The organism is Pseudomonas sp. K5002 (genome assembly GCF_013386655.1).
GTDB lineage: Bacteria > Pseudomonadota > Gammaproteobacteria > Pseudomonadales > Pseudomonadaceae > Aquipseudomonas.
The window spans coordinates 1-326 of record NZ_JACARK010001595.1 but is presented as its reverse complement, the minus strand read 5'-3'; the positions used below and the strand labels follow the sequence as shown (position 1 = coordinate 326).

1 protein-coding gene is annotated in these 326 nt (G+C 65.3%); it reads right to left on the bottom strand.

Going from position 1 to position 326, the window contains the following annotated elements; genetic code table 11:
* Positions 1 to 326, bottom strand: a 326-nt coding sequence (gene msrA / locus HX846_RS38165; RefSeq protein ID WP_178967572.1) for a peptide-methionine (S)-S-oxide reductase MsrA, incomplete at both ends; no start/stop codon positions are given.

Here is a 326-nt window from a genome sequence, read left to right as displayed (position 1 = left end):
CTGGGCGATGTAGGCCTGGGCGACTTTTTGCTGTTCGGCGTTCTGGGCAAAGATCGCCGAGCGGTACTGGGTGCCGCTGTCCGGGCCCTGGCGGTTGAGTTCCGTGGGGTTGTGAGCGACCGAGAAGTAGATCTGCAGCAGCTTGCCGTAGCTGACCTTGCTTGGGTCGTAGGTCACGGCGACGGACTCGGCGTGGCCGGTATCGCCGCCGCTGACGCTTTCGTACTGCGCGGTGCTCGCCGCGCCGCCGTCATAGCCGGAGACGGCGTTTTTCACCCCTTGTACATGCTGGAACACACCCTGCACGCCCCAGAAGCAGCCGCCGG